This window comes from Brevundimonas phoenicis (assembly GCF_047237745.1).
Lineage (GTDB): Bacteria > Pseudomonadota > Alphaproteobacteria > Caulobacterales > Caulobacteraceae > Brevundimonas.
The window spans coordinates 1,155,955-1,174,237 of record NZ_JBDFLN010000001.1; the positions used below are offsets into that span (position 1 = coordinate 1,155,955).

General features: G+C 69.1%; 19 protein-coding genes. 12 read left to right on the top strand and 7 right to left on the bottom strand.

Annotation, left to right across the window (positions count from 1 at the left end; genetic code table 11):
• The first annotated feature begins 85 nt into the window (after positions 1-85).
• The 5 genes from ABC419_RS05710 (at position 86) to ABC419_RS05730 (ending at position 3,888) form a co-directional block, all read left to right on the top strand.
• The gene (locus tag ABC419_RS05710) at positions 86-955 is read left to right on the top strand and encodes a TIGR01459 family HAD-type hydrolase (RefSeq protein ID WP_412876058.1); all 870 of its coding nucleotides are present in this window, start codon (positions 86-88) and stop codon (positions 953-955) included.
• Positions 956-994: 39 nt separating this feature from the next.
• On the top strand, positions 995-1,456 hold the full coding sequence (locus ABC419_RS05715) for a MaoC family dehydratase (protein ID WP_046652125.1): 462 nt from the start codon (positions 995-997) through the stop codon (positions 1,454-1,456).
• Between the two features lie 11 nt (positions 1,457-1,467).
• A complete protein-coding gene (locus tag ABC419_RS05720; RefSeq protein ID WP_412876057.1) occupies positions 1,468-2,397 on the top strand; it encodes a bifunctional riboflavin kinase/FAD synthetase in 930 nt (309 codons plus the stop codon).
• A 93-nt stretch (positions 2,398-2,490) separates the two neighbouring features.
• On the top strand, positions 2,491-3,330 hold the full coding sequence (locus ABC419_RS05725) for an alpha/beta hydrolase (RefSeq protein ID WP_412876056.1): 840 nt from the start codon (positions 2,491-2,493) through the stop codon (positions 3,328-3,330).
• A gap of 81 nt (positions 3,331-3,411) precedes the next feature.
• Positions 3,412-3,888 (top strand): hypothetical protein, encoded by a 477-nt coding sequence (locus ABC419_RS05730; protein WP_412876055.1) that lies wholly within the window; start codon positions 3,412-3,414, stop codon positions 3,886-3,888.
• A gap of 4 nt (positions 3,889-3,892) precedes the next feature.
• Here ABC419_RS05730 and ABC419_RS05735 read toward each other — a convergent pair whose 3' ends face one another.
• On the bottom strand, positions 3,893-4,459 hold the full coding sequence (locus ABC419_RS05735; protein WP_200168084.1) for a DUF3828 domain-containing protein: 567 nt from the start codon (positions 4,457-4,459) through the stop codon (positions 3,893-3,895).
• 285 nt (positions 4,460-4,744) lie between these two features.
• Between ABC419_RS05735 and ileS the strand changes: the two genes are divergently transcribed.
• Positions 4,745-7,666 (top strand): isoleucine--tRNA ligase, encoded by a 2,922-nt coding sequence (ileS, locus tag ABC419_RS05740; RefSeq protein ID WP_412876054.1) that lies wholly within the window; start codon positions 4,745-4,747, stop codon positions 7,664-7,666.
• Positions 7,667-7,880: 214 nt separating this feature from the next.
• Here the strand turns inward: ileS and ABC419_RS05745 are convergent, their stop codons facing one another.
• Both ABC419_RS05745 and tipF read right to left on the bottom strand, forming a co-directional pair.
• Positions 7,881-8,570 carry a 2OG-Fe(II) oxygenase gene (locus tag ABC419_RS05745; RefSeq protein ID WP_412876053.1) on the bottom strand — a complete coding sequence of 230 codons (690 nt, stop codon included), beginning with the start codon at positions 8,568-8,570 and terminating at the stop codon, positions 7,881-7,883.
• Between the two features lie 54 nt (positions 8,571-8,624).
• Positions 8,625-9,893, bottom strand: a complete 1,269-nt coding sequence (gene tipF, locus ABC419_RS05750) for a flagella assembly cyclic-di-GMP phosphodiesterase TipF (protein WP_412876052.1) — start codon at positions 9,891-9,893, stop codon at positions 8,625-8,627.
• Between the two features lie 109 nt (positions 9,894-10,002).
• Here tipF and ABC419_RS05755 point away from each other — a divergent pair, with 109 nt between their 5' ends.
• Positions 10,003-10,773, top strand: coding sequence for an SDR family NAD(P)-dependent oxidoreductase (locus tag ABC419_RS05755; RefSeq protein WP_412876051.1), 771 nt, complete (start codon positions 10,003-10,005; stop codon positions 10,771-10,773).
• A gap of 49 nt (positions 10,774-10,822) precedes the next feature.
• The gene (locus ABC419_RS05760; RefSeq protein ID WP_412877965.1) at positions 10,823-11,725 is read left to right on the top strand and encodes a lysophospholipid acyltransferase family protein; all 903 of its coding nucleotides are present in this window, start codon (positions 10,823-10,825) and stop codon (positions 11,723-11,725) included.
• On the opposite strand, the gene ABC419_RS05765 is transcribed toward ABC419_RS05760, so the two are convergent.
• Positions 11,722-12,219 (bottom strand): response regulator, encoded by a 498-nt coding sequence (locus tag ABC419_RS05765; protein ID WP_412876050.1) that lies wholly within the window; start codon positions 12,217-12,219, stop codon positions 11,722-11,724. The genes ABC419_RS05760 and ABC419_RS05765 overlap by 4 nt on opposite strands.
• Positions 12,220-12,280: 61 nt before the next feature.
• On the bottom strand, positions 12,281-12,487 hold the full coding sequence (locus ABC419_RS05770) for a DUF2093 domain-containing protein (RefSeq protein ID WP_412876049.1): 207 nt from the start codon (positions 12,485-12,487) through the stop codon (positions 12,281-12,283).
• Positions 12,488-12,573: 86 nt separating this feature from the next.
• Here ABC419_RS05770 and ABC419_RS05775 point away from each other — a divergent pair, with 86 nt between their 5' ends.
• Positions 12,574-13,749: a DmpA family aminopeptidase gene (locus ABC419_RS05775; protein WP_412876048.1), complete on the top strand. Its 1,176-nt coding sequence runs from the start codon at positions 12,574-12,576 to the stop codon at positions 13,747-13,749.
• Positions 13,750-13,908: 159 nt separating this feature from the next.
• Here the strand turns inward: ABC419_RS05775 and xseA are convergent, their stop codons facing one another.
• Positions 13,909-15,507 carry an exodeoxyribonuclease VII large subunit gene (xseA, locus tag ABC419_RS05780; RefSeq protein WP_412876047.1) on the bottom strand — a complete coding sequence of 533 codons (1,599 nt, stop codon included), beginning with the start codon at positions 15,505-15,507 and terminating at the stop codon, positions 13,909-13,911.
• Between the two features lie 51 nt (positions 15,508-15,558).
• Between xseA and ABC419_RS05785 the strand changes: the two genes are divergently transcribed.
• From ABC419_RS05785 to purD, 3 genes are all read left to right on the top strand, one after another.
• The gene (locus ABC419_RS05785) at positions 15,559-15,777 is read left to right on the top strand and encodes a hypothetical protein (protein WP_412876046.1); all 219 of its coding nucleotides are present in this window, start codon (positions 15,559-15,561) and stop codon (positions 15,775-15,777) included.
• Positions 15,778-15,792: 15 nt separating this feature from the next.
• Positions 15,793-16,212 carry a PRC-barrel domain-containing protein gene (locus ABC419_RS05790; RefSeq protein WP_412876045.1) on the top strand — a complete coding sequence of 140 codons (420 nt, stop codon included), beginning with the start codon at positions 15,793-15,795 and terminating at the stop codon, positions 16,210-16,212.
• 73 nt (positions 16,213-16,285) lie between these two features.
• A complete protein-coding gene (purD, locus tag ABC419_RS05795) occupies positions 16,286-17,563 on the top strand; it encodes a phosphoribosylamine--glycine ligase (protein WP_412876044.1) in 1,278 nt (425 codons plus the stop codon).
• Positions 17,564-17,579: 16 nt separating this feature from the next.
• Here the strand turns inward: purD and ABC419_RS05800 are convergent, their stop codons facing one another.
• Positions 17,580-18,278: a murein L,D-transpeptidase catalytic domain-containing protein gene (locus tag ABC419_RS05800; RefSeq protein WP_412876043.1), complete on the bottom strand. Its 699-nt coding sequence runs from the start codon at positions 18,276-18,278 to the stop codon at positions 17,580-17,582.
• Between the last annotated feature and the right edge of the window lie 5 nt (positions 18,279-18,283).

Below are 18,283 nucleotides of genomic sequence, written 5' to 3' on the forward strand. Positions count from 1 at the left end.
CGTTCGGCGGCGAAGAGGGAAATCGAAGAGGCGCGGATCGTCCGCACGGCCTTTCCCCCCGGTTTTCCCCCGCTATAAGCGGGGCATGACCCTGCCTCATCCGCTGCCCCGCCTGTCCGCCGTCGCCGACGACTACGACATCCTGCTCTGCGACGTCTGGGGCGTGATCCACAACGGGCGCGAAAGCTGGCCCGCGGCCAGCGACGCCCTGACCCAGTTCAATGAGAAGGGCGGCCATGTCGTTCTGATCTCCAACTCGCCGCGCCCCTCGCCGGACGTGGTGGCGCAGCTGGACGCCCTGGGCGTGCCGCGCAGCGCCTGGAAGGCCTTCGTCACCTCGGGCGACGCCACCCGCATGGAACTGGCGCGCCGCGCGCCCGGACCGGCCTGGATCATCGGGCCGGACCGCGACTTCGTCCTCTATGAAGGTCTGGACCTGACCAGCGCCCACGACGCGGGCGACGCGGCCTTCATCTCCGTCACCGGCCCCTATGACGACACGACCGAGACGCCCGAGGACTATCGCGAACGCCTGACGCCCGCCGTCGAGCGTGGGCTGGAGCTGATCTGCGCCAACCCCGACCGCATCGTCCAGCGCGGCGATTCCATCATCTACTGCGGCGGCGCCATCGCCGATCTGTATGAGTCCATGGGCGGCCGCGTGGTCATGGCGGGCAAGCCGTTCGCGCCCATCTACGCCCTGGCGCTGAAGGAGGCCGAGGGGCTGATGGGGCGGCCGGTCGATCGTTCGCGCGTCCTGTGCATCGGCGACGGCGTGGTCACGGACGTTCTGGGCGCCGCCGAGCAGGCGCTGGACTGCCTGTTCATCGCCCAGGGTATTCACGGCGACGCCGCCAAGGGGCCGGACGGAACGCTCGATCCCGCCCGCGCGGCCGAATTGCTCCGTGCCGAGACGACCTTCGCCCGCTACGCCGCTCTGGAACTCACGTGGTGAGTCTCGCCATTTCGTCGCACCTGCCTTAAAGGGCCGCTCATGGTTGATCTGGTCCAAGCGCACCCGTCGGGCGGTTACATCCTCGACGAACTCCACGTCGGCATGGCCGCAGAGAAGACGGTTCACGTCACCGAAGAGCGGATTCGTCTGTTCGCCGAGGCGTCCGACGACTTCAATCCGGTGCACCTGGATGAGGCCTTCGCCGCCAAGACGGCCTATCGCGGCCGCATCGCCCACGGCCTGCTGTCGGCGGCTTTCGGCTCGGCGGTGGTGGGGACCATCCTGCCGGGCGCGGGCTCGATCTACATCTCCCAGACGCTGGCCTTCCACTTCCCGGTGCGGATCGGCGACACGGTGCGGATCGTCATCACCGTCATCGCCCTGGATCATGACAGCGCGCGCGGCGAGCTGCGCTGCGAAGGCTTTGTCGAGGACAAGCTGATCATGGACGGCGTGGCCGTCGTGCGCGTGCCGCGCCGCCGCAAGCCTTCGGCGCGCTGAGAGCCGTCCGCATGGTCGAGGTCATTCGCGACTGGCGCGGTCTGACCGCCGCGCAGCAGGGGGCGGCCGTGGCCGTCGGCGCCTTCGACGGCGTGCATCGCGGCCATCAGGCGGTCATCGCCTCGGCGCGCGAGGCGGCGGATCGCCTGGGCGTTCCCTTGGCCGTCGTCAGCTTCGACCCCCATCCGCGCCGCCTGTTCCAGCCCGAAGCCGCGCCCTTTCGCCTGATGACGCCGGACCAGATGGCGCGCGCCCTGGCGCCGCTGGGCGTCGACCGCCTGTATCTGTTGCCGTTCGATCGCGAGATGGCGGGCATGTCGGACGAGGAATTCGCCCGCCGCGTCCTGTCCGAGGGCCTGGGGATCAGACACGCCGCCGTCGGCTTCGACTTCACCTTCGGCAAGGGCCGTTCCGGCTCGCCGGCCCTGCTGCGGACCTATGGCGAGACGCTGGGCTTTACGGTCTCCGTCACCGACCGCATCGACGACGCTTCGGGTCTGAAGCTGTCGTCCAGCGCCGTGCGCGAGGCGTTGAAGGCCGGCGACATGGATCGCGCCGCCGCCATCCTGGGCCGCCCCTTCGCCATCCAGGGCGAGGTGATCCACGGCGACAAGCGCGGCCGCACCATCGGCACGCCGACCGCCAACATCGCCATGGGCGACTATATGCGCCCGGCCTATGGGGTCTATGCGACCCGCACCCGGCTTCCGGACGGGCGGGTGGTCAAGGGTGTCGCCAATCTGGGCGTGCGTCCGATGTTCGAGGTCGAAGAGCCCCTGCTGGAAGTCTGGCTGCTGGACTTCGACGAAAGCCTCTACGGCCAGGTGCTGGAGACCGAGCTGATCGCCTTCCTGCGCGGCGAGATGAAGTTCGACGGCCTCGACGCGCTCAAGGTCCAGATCGACGCCGACGCCGCCGCCGCCCGCGCGCTTCTGGGCTGAGGCCTGGGCGCCCCTGCGGCGTGACTCATTTGTAAGTCGGAACGGCGTTCGTCCTGAGCTAGCCTCTGCGTTCAACAGCGGAAGAGGCTCGCCATGAGGCAGGGATTTTCGCGTGTAGTTCTGGCGGCGGTTCTGGCCGTCGCGGCCGGATCGGCGGCGGCCCAGGCGCCGCAGGTCGTCACCTATAAGACGGCGGGCGAGCAGGCTCTGTCCGCCCATCTGTTCGCCCCGAGCGACGCCGCAACGGGGCCGCGACCGGCGATCCTGATGTTCCACGGCGGCGGCTGGGTGGCGGGCGAACCGGCCTGGACCTATCCGGCCGCGCGGCGGATGCAGGCGCAGGGCCTGGTCGCCATCCCCATCGAGTATCGCCTGTCCGGCGAGACGGCGACGCCCGCCAACGCCTTGTCCGACGCCTGCGACGCCTTCGCCTGGGTGCGCGCCCATGCGGCGGAGCTGGGCGTCGACCCGCAGCGAGTGGCCGGCTACGGCGTCAGTGCGGGCGGGCATCTGGCCGCCGCCGCCGGGCTGGGCGGCTGTGCGGAAGGGATCAAGGGGCCGGACCTGCTGCTGCTCTGGTCGCCCGCGCTGGACCTGGCCCAGGACGGCTGGGTGCGGCGGCTGCTGGGCGGAGCCGATCCGGCGACGATCTCACCGCTGAGTTTGGCGGCGCGAGGCGGTCCGCCCGCCGTCATCGTGCAAGGCGCGGCCGACACCTTGACCCCTGCGCGCGGCGCTCAAGCCTTCTGCGACGCCCTGGTTCAGACGGGCGGGGCCTGCGATCTGCATCTCTATCCGAACCTGGGGCATCTGCTGACCCGCAACCTCGACAATCAGGAAAGCGACTTCGACCCCGATCCCGTCGCCCGCGCCGACGGCGAAGCGCGGCTGGACGCCTTCCTGGTCGCGCACGGTTACGGATCAAAGCCATAGCGGGCCGCTTGCGCGCCGCGCCCTGCGCGACCAGATGAAGAACGGCGTTCACGGGAGCGGCGAATGCAGAGTGATAATCCAATGGCCTGGCGAGCGATCGCGGGCGTCTGCGCCCTGTGGGCCGCCGCGGCGGCGTTCAGCGGGGCGGGCGTGTCGGCGCCGCTGCTGATCGGAGCCTTGGCGCTGATTTGCGGAGTCAACGCCGACGCCCGGCGCTGGACGACAGGCAAGCTGTCGTGGGCCTTGTCCGGCTCGGCGTTGCGGCTCGTTCTGGTGATGATCGGCGTGATGATGCTGTGGCAGACCGTCGGCCTGGAACTGGCCCTGTTCGCCGCCGGTGACGTGCTGGCCTATCTCGAAGTCCTGACGGCGGTCAGCCTGATGACCGCCCAGGCGCGGCTGGCGCCGGTCAGGGCGGCGATGACGCGGCGCGTGACGGCGCTCATGCAGCCGCTGCGCCGCTTGAAACTCAGAAGTCGGGCGCGCCGTATCCGGCCGAAGACGCCGCCGTCTTCCAGCGACGCCGACGGACCGGCGGGCGTCTGGGCCTTCGCCTGAGGCTCTAGCCCTCCGCCTTCTCGGCGATGGCCATCAGGTCGTCGTGCAGCGACTTGCCCTTGTCGTCGATGATGTCGGCGATGCGCCACATCGGGCCTTCCTTCACCAGCTTCAGCGTCTGGCGACGCTCGCGGCCGTGGTTGGTGAAGACGACCTCGGCGGTCGCGGCCTGGGGGCCGTCGGGCGTCATCGTCACCGTCTTCAGGGCGAAGCTGTCGGCGTCCTGGCAGGCGCAGATGGGGTCGTAGTTCAGATAGGGAACTTCGTCGCGAGACTGAGCCTCGCGGAAGTCGACGCCGATCAGGGCGTTCAGGGTGCGTGAATAGAGCGGGTCGCGGCCGGGGGTGATCGCCGCCTCGGCCGGGTCTGGCGCATCACGAGGTTCCGCCGCGCGGGCGTAGAGAGCGCGCACGAAGGCTTCGGCATCCTTTTCGCCTGCCGCATAGACGGCGGCGCGGCCGGTCAGGGCCGACGCGGCGGCCTCAGCCGGAGCGGGCGCCTCCTTTTCCGCCGAGCAGGCCGCCGCCGTCAGGGCCAGCACCGCCGCCGTCGCCAAGGCCTGAAGTCGCATCCGATCCGTCTCCCGTCTGTTCGCCTGGACTATGGCGCAGGGGGCGTGCGGTCTGCTAGAGCTTTCCCATCATGACCGTTCGCGTGATCCGTCCGATTTCGATTAGCCGCCCGGCGTAGCGCTGCAGGGCTGACAGCCCCGCGCACGTCGGGATTTCTCGAAACATTTCGCCGAGACGACGCCGCCTTGAGCCATCAAGGCATGGGCCGTCCGGCGCCTTCACGCTAGACTGACGCTCGACGCCGTTTCCAAACGGCCGCGCGCGCAAAGACGAAAAGACATTCCATGGCCGACGCCGACACCCAGACCCCTTCCGGCCGCGACTATCGCGACACCGTCTTCCTGCCCGAGACGCCGTTCCCGATGCGCGGCGGCCTGCCCAAGAAGGAGCCGGAAATCCTGGCCCAGTGGGGCGACCTGTACGGAACCTTGCGCGCCCTGCGTCAGTCGCAGAAGGCGCCGCTCTATGTGCTGCACGACGGCCCGCCCTACGCCAACGGCGACATCCACATCGGCCACGCCCTGAACAAGACGCTGAAGGACTTCGTGGTCCGCTCGCGCTTCCTGCTGGGCTATGATGTCGACTACGTCCCCGGCTGGGACTGCCACGGCCTGCCGATCGAGTGGAAGATCGAGGAGCAGTTCCGCGCCAAGGGCCGCCGCAAGGACGAGGTGTCGAAGGAAGAGTTCCGCACCGCCTGTCGCGATTACGCCGGCAAATACATCGACCTGCAGCGCGACCAGTTCCTGCGTCTGGGCATCACCGGCGACTTCGCCAACCGCTACGCCACCATGGACTTCACGTCCGAGGCGGCCATCGTCGCCGAGTTCCACAAGTTCAAGAACTCGGGCCAGCTGTATCGCGGCTCCAAGCCGGTGATGTGGTCGCCGGTCGAGCGCACGGCGCTGGCCGACGCCGAGGTCGAGTATCACGACCACGTCTCGCCCACGATCTGGGTCAAGTTCCCGGTGGTCGGCGCGACCGACAGCCACCCGGACGACCTGCTGACCTTCCGCGCGGCGACGCCCTCGATCGTGATCTGGACGACCACGCCGTGGACCATTCCGGCCAACCGCGCGATCAGCTACGGCCCCGAGATCAACTACGGCCTGTATGAGGTCACGGCCCTTGAGGAAGGGCTGGACTATGAGCCCTGGGCCAAGCCGGGCGACCGCTTCATCCTCGCCGACAAGCTGGCCGAAGAGGTGTTCAAGGCCGCCAAGATCGCCGCCTGGACGCGCGTCTACGACATCGACCCGTCGGGCCTGGAGTGCGCCCACCCGCTGGCCGCGCTGGACAGCGGCTATGGCTTCTCCGTGCCGCTGCTGGCGGGCGATCACGTCGCCGACGACGCTGGCACCGGCTTCGTCCACACGGCGCCGGGCCACGGCGCGGACGACTTCAATGTCTGGCTGGCCCACGGCCATCGCGAGGTGCCGGACACGGTCGATCCCGACGGCGCCTATTATGAGCACGTGCCCCTGTTCGCCGGCCTCAAGGTGCTGGAGACCGAGGGCAAGAAGACCGGCAAGTTCGGCCCCGCCAACGGCGCGGTGATGGACAAGCTGATCGAGGCGGGCAACCTGCTGGCGCGCGGTCGGATGGAGCATTCCTATCCGCACAGCTGGCGCTCCAAGGCGCCGATCATTTTCCGCAACACGCCCCAGTGGTTCATCCGCATGGATGAGGAACTGGAAGACGGCGCGACCCTGCGCGACCGCGCCCTGAACGCCATCGACGCCACCGCCTTCCACCCGGCGGCGGGCAAGAACCGCATCCGCTCCATGGTCGAGGGCCGCCCCGACTGGCTGATCAGCCGTCAGCGCGCCTGGGGCACGCCCCTGGCCATGTTCGTGGACAAGCAGACCGGCCAGCCCCTGCACGATCCCGAGGTCGACGTCCGCATCGTCAAGGCCGTGGCCGAGGGTGGCGCCGACGTCTGGTTCTCGGCGCCCGACGTCGACTTCCTGGGCGCGCATGATCCTGAGCGCTTCGAGAAGGTCACGGACATCCTCGACGTCTGGTTCGACAGCGGCTCGACCCACGCCTTCACGCTCGATCCGCGCACGGCCGCGCACGGCTATGCGGGCGACCGCCCGTCGCACTGGCCCGCCGACCTCTATCTGGAAGGCTCGGACCAGCATCGCGGCTGGTTCCAGTCGTCGCTGCTGGAAGGCTGCGGCACGCGCGGCCGGGCGCCGTTCAACGCTGTCCTGACCCATGGCTTCACCCTGGACGAGAACGGGGAGAAGATGTCGAAGTCGCGGGGCAACACGACCGACCCCCTGACCATCATCAAGGAGTCGGGCGCCGACATCCTGCGTCTGTGGGTGGCCCTGGTCGACTATTCGGACGACCAGCGCATCGGCAAGCAGATCCTGCAGACCACGGTCGACGCCTATCGCAAGCTGAGGAACACCGTGCGCTATCTGCTGGGCGCGCTGAACGGCTTCGACGAAGCCGAGCGCCTGACCGACTATTCGCAGTTCCCGCCGCTGGAGAAGTTCATCCTGCACCGCCTGTGGGAGCTGGATGGCCAGGTGCGTCAGGCCTACGCCGAATACCGCTTCCAGGACGTGGTGCGGCCGGTGCTGGAGTTCTGCTCGGGCGATCTGTCGGCGCTGTATTTCGACGTGCGCAAGGACAGCCTGTATTGCGACCGTCCCGACAGCATCAAGCGCCGCGCCGTCCGCACGGTGATGGACGAGGTGTTCAGCCGTCTGACCGCCTGGCTGGCCCCGCTGACGCCCTTCACCATGGACGAGGCCTGGATGACGCGCTTCCCCGAAGCCGGCACCAACTGCGCGCGGGTGATCCCCGAGACGCCGGGCCAGTGGCGCAACACGGCCGAGGCCGAACGCTGGACCAATGTCGAGACGGTGCTGGAGGTCGTCAACGAGGCGCTGGAAGCCGCGCGTCGCGACAAGGTCATCGGCGGGGCGCTGGACGCCTGGCCGGTAGTGACGGCCCCGGCCGAACTGCTGGCGCCGTTCGAGGGCCTGGACGCCGCCGAGGTGTTCCGCACCTCGGGCGCCGAGCTCAAGGTCGGTGGCGAGGCGGTGACGGTCGAGGTGAAGACGGCGGACTATCCCAAGTGCGCCCGCTCCTGGCGCCGGGTGCCGGACGTCGGCTCCGACGCCGACTATCCCGACCTGTCGGCCCGTGACGCCGACGCCGTGCGCTGGCTGGACGCGCAGAAAGCCTAAAGGATCAGGCCCCTCCGCTCCGGCGCAGGGGCCTTTTTCTTCCTTCTCCCCTTGTGGGAGAAGGTGGCAGGCGGAGCCTGACGGATGAGGGGTGTGTGCGCCTGCGCCTAAACGACTGTCGCGGCGCACGGACCGCCAGAACGTCAAACGCTGCGCCGACACCCCTCATCCGAGCGCCTCCGGCGCCCACCTTCTCCCACAAGGGGAGAAGGGATCAGACGGCGTCGTGGAAGATCAGGCCCAGCGTCATCCGCTTGCCCGCGCGCACCGTGCTGACGCCGTGGCGCATCTGGACGCGATAGTCGCCGCGCGTGCCGGCGACGGGGCGTTCGCGCACGGCGAAGATGACGGCCTGTCCTTGTTTCAACGGCACGACATGGGCCTGGGACTGCGAGCGGGGTTTCTGCTCGACCAGGACGAATTCTCCGCCTTCGAATTCCGCCGGATCGCTCAGCAAGATGGCGGCCTGCAGCGGGAAGACCAGTTCGCCGTACAGATCCTGATGCAGCCGATTGTAGTCGCCCGTACCGTAGCGCAGCATCAGCGAGGTCGGCCGCGTCTGTCCCGCCGCGCGGCAGCGGGCGGTCAGTTCGTCCAGTCGCGCCGGAAAGCCCGGTCGGCCCATCCGCCTCGCCCAGTCGTCGGCGATCGGCGCCAGACCTTCGTAGAGGTGCGCCCGCAGTCGCGGCAGGGGATCGGGCAGGGGTTCGGCGAAATACTGATACTCGCCCTGACCGAAGCTGTGGCGCTGCATGACGATACGGCTGCGGAACCGCTCGGGCTGGTCATAGAGGGTCTGCAGCACCTCGCAGGTCGCGGGCGTCAGCAGGGGGCCGGTCAGGGCCCAGCCCTGAGCGTTCAGGGTGGCGGCGATGCGGGGCCAGTCGAGGGAGGCGTCGGTCATGCCGCCATAAGAGCGCGCAGCGATCCGGCTGTCTGGCGGCTTTCGGCCGTGGGTTTAGAAGCGCACCCTCTGCTCGGCCGATTTCAGCGTCGAGCGGACGAAGTCGGCGGGCGGGTCGGTCTCGGCCAGGACGGCTTCCTTGATGGCGCGCGGCTCGCCGAACAGATGGCCCTGGCCCATGGCGATATCCAGTTCGAGGATGTCGACGACCTGTTTCTCGCTCTCGACCTTTTCGGCGATCAGTTCCAGGCCGTGGCGGCGGGTCAGGGGGGCGAAGTCCCCGGCGCGGATGTCGGGCTGGCTGGGCAGGGGCGCGGCGCCGTCCAGATCCAGCAGTTGTTCGATCAGCAGGTCGGCCGCCACCTTGATGAAGCGCACGTCCGAGCGCTGCAGATCGGCGAAGTCCAGATCCAGCGTCTGCACCTTGTCGATGGAGAAGCGGAAGCCCAGATCGGCCAGCTTGGCCATGTTGCGCGCCTCGACGGCGCCGCGCGCGTCGAACGTCGCCTGACCCAGTTCGAAGATCAGGGCGTCCTTCAGGTCGCGGTTCTGGCTCAGGAAGTCGAGGAACTGCGGGAAGAAGGTCTCGTCGCCCAGAGATGCCAGTGAGATGTTGCAGAAGACGCCGACCTTGCGGTCCTGTCCGGCCAGGCGGCGCACGATCTGGGCGCAGCGGAACAGCAGCAGATTGTCGATGGCGGGCAGCAGACCCTCGCCCTCGGCCACCGACAGGTATTCGGCGGGCATCATCACCCGGTTGGACGGGTCGCGCAGGCGGGTGAAGCTCTCATAATAGACCGTCCGCCGCTGGGGCAGGGTCACGACGGGCTGCAGATACAGGTCGACGCGGTTCTCGCTGAGGGCGTCGTGGACGGTCTTCAGCAGGGTGTTCGACTGGACCTGACGGCGACCCTCGAAGGTGTCGGCGGTCAGGGTGGAGGCGGCCAGCCGTTCCTCGATGGATTCGCTCATCTGCTGGACCAGGCCTTCCAGCATCCGCACCTCGCCGGTCAGGGCGTCGGTGCGCGACAGGGCGCCGGTCTCGATGGCCTGCGCCAGTTCGGTCAGGGCGCCTTGGGTCGACTCCATCGCATCGGCCAGCAGGCGATGGGCCTCGCGCACCTTGGCGATTTCCAGACGCAGGGCGCGACGGTCGGCCATGCCCGTGACGAGGGCGTGAACGCCGGCCATGATCCCCAGCGCGCCCAGCACCCCGGCCGCGCCCGCGCCGCCGCCCAGACCGGCGCGCCAGATCGCCGCCCCGATGGTCAGGGCGAGGAACAGGTAGCCGAAGAAGAGGAAGCCGCCGGTGATCTTTCGCATGGGGCCGGTCAGAACCGCCTTTCCCTATAGAATCGATCAAGTATCACGTTAACGAAGGCTAACGGCTAGGGTCCGCGCGGATAAACGGGCGGTAAAAGGAGGTTAACGCATGGAATTGTTCGATCTGAGCGGCAAGGTCGCCATCATCACCGGCTCTTCCAAGGGAATCGGCAAGGCCATCGCCGAGCGTCTGGCCGAACACGGGGCGCGCGTCGTCATCTCCTCGCGCAAGGCCGGGCCGTGCGAAGAGGTCGCCGTCGCCATCAATGAGAAGCACGGCGAGGGCCGCGCCATCGCCATTCCCGCCAACATCGCCTCCAAGGAAGACCTGCAACGGCTGGTGGACGACACGCGCACCGCCTTCGGCCAGATCGACATTCTGGTCTGCAATGCGGCGACCAATCCCTACGCCGGGCCGATGGCCGGCATCGCCGACGAGCAGTTCGAAAAGATCCTTCAGAACAACGTCATCTCCAACCACTGGCTGATCGGCATGGTCGCGCCCGAGATGCTGGAGCGGAAGGACGGGGCGATCCTGCTGATCTCCTCCATCGGGGGCCTGCGCGGCAACGCCCTGATCGGCGCCTACAACATCTCCAAGGCGGCGGACATGCAACTGGCGCGCAATCTGGCGGTGGAGTTCGGTCCGTCGAACGTGCGGGTGAACTGTATCGCGCCGGGCCTGGTTCAGACCGATTTCGCCCGCTATCTGTGGGAGAACCCGGAACTGCTGAAGACCGTCACCGAACCGGCGCCGCTGAAAAGGATCGGCCAGCCGGATGAAATCGCGGGCACGGCGGTCTATCTGTGCAGCCCTGCGTCGGCCTATGTGACCGGCCAGACCCTGGTGGTGGACGGCGGATTGACGATTGCCTGGTGAGAACAACAAACCGCGCCCAAGCAGCCCGAAGGGCGACAGCGCCGCTAAACTGGGCCAGGAATTAGTCTGGCGGTTGGAGGCGGCGGCGTTCCAGGGGCTGTTCGGCTTCCTGCGTCTGCTGGGCGTCGAGCGGGCCTCGGGCTTCGGCGGCAAGCTGCTGCGGACGCTGGGGCCGCTGACCGGCACGCACAAGACGGTGACGCGAAACCTGCGCATCGCCTTCCCCGACATGGACGCCGCCGAACGCGACAGTCTGGCCGTCGAACAATGGGAGCAGACGGGGCGCACCTTCGCCGAACTGGCCGTGATGGACCGGCTGACGCCGGAAAGCGGGCGGATCGACATCGTCGGGCTGGAGCGGCTGCATGCGGTGCGCGACAGCGGCAAGCCGGTGGTTCTGATCTCGGGCCATCTGGCCAATTTCGAGGTCATGGCAGCGGTTATCATGTCGGCGGGCGTACCGTGTCAGGTGACCTATCGCGCGGCCAACAACCCCTATGTCGACGCCCTGATCCGCCAGAGCCGCGAGCGTTACGGCATCAAGCTGTTCGCGCCCAAGGGCGACGGCACGCGCGAACTGATGGCGGGGATGAAGCGCGGCGAATCCATCGCCCTGCTGGTCGATCAGAAATACAGTCAGGGACCGGAGGTCGAGTTCTTCGGCCAGCCGGTCAACGCCTCGCCCGGCGCGGCGCGCATGGCGCTGAAGTTCGGCACGGTGATGCAGCCCCTGTCGGTGGTGCGCCTGCCCGGCGTGCGCTTCCGCGTCACCGCGCATGAGCCGATCGCCGTGCCGGATACGGGCGACAAGGCCGCCGACGTGCAGGCGGGCGTGCAGGCGGCCAACCGCTTCGTCGAGGACCGGGTGCGCGAACATCCGGTCGACTGGTTCTGGGTCCACAAGCGCTGGCCGCCCCAGGTCTATGAGGCGCTGCGGGCGTCGGACGCCTAATCCAGCACGCCGTCGTCGGCCCGGCGGAAGGGGCCGGTGAAGCCTGTCGTCCCTGTGCGGCGGCGATCCGGTCCGAAATAGCTGGGCGAGCGCACGAAGGGGCGGGGGCGCAGGATCACCGCCTCGATCCGCGTCAGCAGGGTCTGGGCCTTCACCGGCTTGGCGACGAATTCGGTGACCCCCGCGTCGCGCGCCTCGGTGACGCGGCTCTTCTCGGAATGGCCCGTCATCATGATGACCGGCAGATAGGGGTTGGCGCTGTCGCCCTCGTTGCGGACCGCGCGGGTGAAGGCGGCGCCGTCCATAGGCTTCATGCGGAAGTCGACGATGGCGATATCGACCGCCTCCTGACGCAACAGCTCCAGCGCCGCCGCTCCGTCCTCCGCCTCGGTCAGGCGGCCCACGCCGACGGACTTCAGCATGGCGGCGACGATGGCGCGCATATTGGGATTGTCGTCGACCAGCAGGACGTGGATCGAACTCAGGGCGGACATCTGCGGGACACCGACGAACAGGGGCGCCGGAGGCGATCCGGCCATGACATTCAGAAAGGGCTCAGCGCCCGGCGGCGGCCAGATACTCGTGCGGTCCGGCGTAGGCCTCCTGCTTCTCGACCGACCAGTAGCGCAGGGCGGTCAGGGGAATGACCGCGCCGCTGACGGCGCACCGCACATAGGCCCCGGCGGACAGGACCGCGAACTCGCCGTCGCCGTAGTGAAGGCAGGCCTCGCTGGAGACGGAAGAAGGGGGCTGGGTGCTCATGCCGCCATCATAGCGTGAAGCTTGTGCGGGACGAGAGCCGAATCGCCGTCATCTGACCGCCTGTCGTTCACAATTTCGGATGTTCCATGTCCCGCTCGCCCGCTGACATCCTGGCCGCCGCCGTTTCCGCCGCTGTCCTGGCCGCCGCGCCCGGCGCGATCGCTCAGGACGGTGCGGCCGAGCGCCCGACGATCCGCGACCTGGGCCGGGCGCCGGGCATCCTCTCGCCGGGGCCGCTGAACGCCATCACCGACGTGGCCGGGGTGAAGGTGGGGCAGGTGGCGCTGCGTTCGGGCGACAGCGTCCGCACCGGCGTCACCGCCATCGTGCCGCACGGCGGCTCCCTGTTCCGCGACAAGGTTCCGGCCGGACTGTCGGTGGCCAACGGCTTCGGCAAGCTGGCGGGGGCGACCCAAATCATGGAGCTGGGCGAGATCGAGACGCCCATCGTCCTGACCAACACCCTGTCCGTGGCGCGGGGGATCGACGGCGTTCTGGACTGGACGCTGAAACAGCCGGGGCATGAGGACGTCCGCTCGGTCAACGCCGTGGTGGGCGAGACGAACGACGGCGGGCTGAACGACATCCGCGCGCGCGTCGTCACGGCCGCCGACGTGGTGCGGGCCATCGAGACGGCGACGCCGGGGCCGGTCGAGCAGGGCGCGGTCGGCGCCGGGACGGGGACCATTGCGTTTGGCTTCAAGGGCGGGATCGGCACCAGCTCGCGTCGCCTGCCGGATAGCTTGGGCGGCTTCACCGTGGGGGTGCTGGTCCAGTCGAACTATGGCGGCGTGTTGAGCATCGACGGGGCGCCGGTCGGGGTGCGGCTGGGCCGCTACTACCTGCGCGAAGAGGTGGAGAATGAGCGCGCCGACGGCTCCATCATGATCGTGGTGGCGACGGACGCGCCGCTGTCGGACCGCAATCTGGAGCGTCTGGCGAACCGGGCCTTCGCCGGTCTGGCGCGGACGGGGGCGGCCTTCTCTAACGGGTCGGGGGACTATGCGATCGCGTTTTCGACGGCGGAAGACGTGCGCCGGACGCCTGAGCGTCGGGCGGGGCAGACGACGGTCGCGGACTGGCCGAACGACCGCATGTCGCCCTTGTTCGTCGCGGTCGCCGAGGCCACGGAGGAGGCCATCCTCAACTCCCTGCTGAAGGCGCAGACGACGACCTCGGTGATCGACGGCAAGCCGGTGATGATCGAGGCGCTGGACATTGAGGCGGTGAAGGCGGTGCTGGCCGAGACCGCCAGCCGTTAGGGCGCTGCCCCTCTAACCCGCTCATCCCGGCGGACGCCGGGATCCAGTAAGAGCGACGCGCTCGGTCTTCTGAAGTCTGCCGCCGAGCTTTCAGGCGCAGAGGTTGAAGCCAAAGGGCTGGATCCCGGCGTCCGCCGGGATGAGCGGAATTTTCAGGGCTCAGAACAGGTCGCCCTGGCTTGCAGGCGGGGCCTTGGGGCGCGGGGCGGGTTTAGGCGTCGGGCGCGGCGTCGCGCCCTCGCCGTCGATGGTGGCGCCCTTGGCGCCGTCGCCGAAGACGATCTGCACCGCCTGCCCCGGCGACAGCGCGGCGGCCGAGGCGATCATCGCGCCGTCGGCGTCCTCGATGCGGGCGAAGCCGGGCTTGGGCGTCTTGGGGTTCAGCGTGGTTAGGGCGCGGGATAGGGCGGCGAGGCGGTCCTCGGCGCGCTCGAGCCGACGCGGCATGACGCCGTCCAGACGCAGGCTCAGGGCTTCCAGCCGCGCTTGCCGTTGATCGAGGCGGCGATGTAGGGGCGCGGGGCTGAGGCGTCCCGCCGTCTGAAGCAGGCGGCGCTCGTTGCGGGCGACGCCCGCCTGAAGCGCAGAGCCCAGACGGTCGGCGGCGCCGCGCAGGCGGTCCTGACCGCGCTCGACGCGGGCGCGCAGCAGGCCGGGCGTCAGCCGACCGGCCGCAACGGCCAGCTGGCGTTCATGCACGGCGACGTTGCGGTGCAGGCCGGAGCCCAGACGGCTGGCGGCGTGGTCCAGCCGTTGCTGCGGCAGGGCCAGCAGGTCTTCGGGCCGGGCGGGCAGGCCGCGCGCAGCGGCGCGCAGGCGGGTGCGGCGGTCCTCCAGCATCCGCGCCCCGGCGCGCGACAGCCGTCCCTCCAGATCGCTGAGCGCCCAGCGCAGGTCGGCCAGAACCGGCGTCGCGATCTCGGCCGCGCCGGTCGGGGTCGGCGCGCGGCGGTCGGACACGAAGTCGATCAGCGTGGTGTCGGTCTCGTGCCCCACGGCCGAGATGATGGGGATGCGGGCGGCCGCGACCGTGCGCGCCAAAGCCTCGTCGTTGAAGCACCACAGATCCTCGACCGAGCCGCCGCCGCGCGCGACGATCAACAGGTCGGGGCGGGGGATCGGCCCGTCCGGTGTCATCTGGTCGAAGCCGCGGATGGCGTTGGCGACCTGACCGCTGGCGGCGTCGCCCTGAACCACCACCGGCCAGACGATGACGCGGCTGGGCCAGCGCTCGGCGATGCGGTGCAGGATATCGCGGATGACCGCGCCGGTCGGGCTGGTGATGACGCCGATGGTCGCGGGGAAGGTCGGCAGGGCCTTCTTTTTCGCCGGGTCGAACAGGCCCTCGTCGCGCAGTTTGACCTTCAGCCGCTCCAGCTGGGCCAGCAGGGCGCCCGCGCCCGCCGCCTCCATGCTTTCGATCACGATCTGATAGGAGGACCGCGCCGGATAGGAGGTGATCTTGCCGGTGACGATGACCTCCAGACCCGTCTCGGGCTGGACGCCCAGACCGCGCACCACGCCTTTCCAGATCACGCCGTCGATGGCCGATTTGTCGTCCTTCAGCGTCAGATAGACGTGGCCCGAGGCGTGGCGGTTCACCTTGGAGATCTCGCCGCGCAGCCGCACATGGCCGAAGCGTTCCTCCAGGGTGCGCTTCAGCGCGAAGCTCAGCTCCGAGATCGACAGCGGCGGATTGTTGTCGCGGGCGGGCTGCGGGGCCGCGCCCTCGAAGGCGTAGTCGTCGTCGGAGGTCATGGCTCCACCCTAGCCGCCGCCGCCGCGCCCGCAAAGACATGGTCGGCAAGCGTGGCGGAACGGCCGCGTCCCCGCGCGCGTTCGCCGATCATGGTGCAGTCTCCAGACCCATTTCCGGAAGAGCCGACGGCCGACGACCTGCCGCCCGACCAGGCGCGCGAGCGCGAACTGGCGCGTCGCAGTAACAATCCGACGCTCAGCCCGTGGCTGGTTTTGGGGCTGATTCTTCTGGCCGGCGCCGGCGTCTATGTGGTCTCGGCCCTGATCTAGAGACAGGAGGGTTCGATGATGAAGACCTTGTTCGCGGCCGCCTCGGCCGCGGCTCTGCTGGCGGCCTGTTCACAGCCGCCGGCCAAGCCCGATAAGACGCCCGAGGCCTCGCCCGACGCTGCCTCGGCGCCGACCATGGCTGGCGCGCCCGCCGCTGGGGCCGTGGTCATGGCGCTGGGCCTGACCGTGGCTCAGTTGGAGGGCGCCGACATCATCACGCCGGCGGGCGTCGATCTGGGCGATGTCCAGCGGGTCGATGTGGACGCCTCGGGCGCTGTCACCGGCCTGATCATCGAGCCGGCAGGCGAGGGCGGGCCGCGCTGGGTTCGCATTCCGCTGGATGGTCTGACCACCCGCAAGGAAGGCGACGACTACGACCTGGTGTCGACCATGACGCTGGCGCAGTTGAAGGCCTTGCCCGCCTGGGTTCCCTGATTTGCGTGACCCAAGGGGCCGCTAACCCTTTCCGGCGCTTGACCGGGACGGCGCGCGCGGCCATTCCGCCGGGATGAACATTCTGCTCGTCGGATCGGGAGGGCGCGAACACGCCCTGGCCTGGAAGATCGCCCAGTCGCCGCTGGTCACGCGGCTTGTCGTCGCGCCCGGCAATCCCGGCATGGCCGCGCTCGGCGAGATGCGGCCCGATCTGAAGGTGACGGACGCTGAAGGGCTGGCGGCTCTGGCGCGCGAGATGAAGGCTGATCTGGTCGTCGTCGGCCCCGAATCGGCCCTGGCCGAGGGTCTGGCCGATCGGCTGCACGCGGCGGGCATCCCCTGTTTCGGTCCGACGCAGGCGGCGGCGCAGCTGGAGACGTCCAAGGCCTTCTCCAAGGCCTTCCTGCAGCGCCACGGCATTCCGACGGCGGGCTACGGCGTCTATGAGGACGTCGCCTCGGCCAAGGCGGCGCTGGATCGGTATTCGGCTCCTTATGTCATCAAGGCCGACGGTCTGGCGGCGGGCAAGGGCGTGGCCATCAGCCCCGATCGCGCCGACGCCGAAGCCGAGATCGAGCGGATGCTGGGCGGCCGGTTCGGCGCGGCTGGATCGCGCGTGGTGATCGAAGAGTTCATGGACGGGGAGGAGGGCTCCCTCTTCGTCCTGTCGGATGGGACGCGGTCGGTGTTGTTCGGCGGCGCGCAGGACCACAAGCGCGCCTTCGACGGCGACATGGGCCCCAACACCGGCGGTATGGGCGCCTATTCGCCCGCGCCCGTTTTCACGACGGACTTCACCGAGGCGGCCAACGAGCGCGTCGTCGTTCCGACCATCCAGAAGATGGCCGAGGAAGGCGTTCCCTATCGCGGCGTCCTCTACGTCGGCCTGATGGCGACGACCGAAGGCCCCAAGGTGGTCGAGTTCAACGCCCGCTTCGGCGACCCCGAATGTCAGGTGCTGATGATGCGGCTGGACGGCGATGTCGTGCCGCTGCTGCTGGCCTGCGCGCGCGGCGACCTGACCCAGGCCCCGGCGCCGGTCTTCAAGCCCGGGGTGGTCATCTGCGTGGTGCTGGCGGCCAAGGGCTATCCCGACAGCCCGCTGGAAGGCTCGGTCATTCGCGGCGCGGATCAGGACTTCGGCCCGCACGTCCAGGTCTTCCACGCGGGGACCAAGCTGCGCGACGACGGCGCCCTGGCGGCGGCGGGCGGCCGGGTGCTGAACGTCTGCGCCTATGGCGACGACGTGGCCCAGGCGCGCGAGCGCGCCTATGAGGCCATCGCCAAGATCGACTGGCCGGGCGGTTTCCACCGCACCGACATCGGCTGGCGGGCGCTGGAGCCGCGCTAGGCGGCCCTTCTCCGCTTCAGGTCATGGCGAACAACAGCCGACCTTCGCCCATGCGTTCGCGCAAGGGGATCAGGTCGGCGTGGGACACCGAGAAGCAGCCGTAGGACCGGCCCAGCTTGCCCTGCCGCGCCAGGAAGGCCGGGTCGGCGTAGTCGGCGCCGTGGATGATGATGGCCCGCTCGCGCGCCAGGTTGTTGGAATACTCCAGCCCGTCCAGCAGGACGTTCGGCCCCTGCTGGCTGCCCCAGCTGGCGCCCGCCGTGGCGTAGGCGCCGATCGAGGACATATGGCTGTCCGGGCGGTTCGAGAACTGCTGCGCATAGCCTGAATGCGCCGGGTCCGATCCGCGGCCGTGGCTGGTGCGGTAGGCCGTGACCCAGCCGCCTTCCAGATCGACCTCATAGAGGCGGTCCTCGCCCGAGAACTTCTGGAAATCGACCAGATACATCCGGTCGCGCTTCGAGATCTTGTGGCCGTGCACGTCCATAGCGGCGCGGGCGCGCTCGATCAGGTCGGGGCGCACAATCCCGTGGGGGTCGATCGTCGTCCCGGCGTCCGCCATCTGCACATGGGCTGTGCGCGCGCGCTCAGGTACGATCGGCAGCGTTGGAGCGACGGCTCCGGCGAGCTGAAGGTGGGAGGTGGAGGCGGCGGAGGAGCACCCCGCCAACAGGGCCGAACCGCCCAAAATCAAGCCACGTCTGGAAAGCCGCATGCGAC